Raw genomic sequence first — 254 nt, forward strand, 5'->3', positions numbered from 1 at the left:
CCGCAACAAAGAGAGCGAACGCGTGGGAAAGTGCTGCCGCCACGAGTCCTGCAGGGGTCATCGAGGCGTTGCTGGTCAGTTTGTTGAATGCCATGCCGGAGCCTTCTCCGGCGAAGACGAAGATAAGGGTGGAGAAGAACTCCGCCAGGGCTGCTCTCAGGCTGTCGAGGCGAACAGCCTCGTGGGCGTGGCCAATCGCCATATCTCTCATCGGCATCTTTGTTTGGTAGGTGAGCGTCAGCCTCCGTTCTGTG

1 protein-coding gene is annotated in these 254 nt (G+C 59.4%); it reads right to left on the minus strand.

What is annotated here, in order from left to right:
- Positions 1-217 (minus strand): aquaporin (locus C6N31_RS46570; protein ID WP_198359738.1); only part of this gene is annotated, 217 nt, incomplete at its 3' end.
- Positions 218-254: the final 37 nt, after the last annotated feature.

This window comes from Streptomyces fildesensis (genome assembly GCF_016107395.1).
Lineage (GTDB): Bacteria > Actinomycetota > Actinomycetes > Streptomycetales > Streptomycetaceae > Actinacidiphila > Actinacidiphila fildesensis.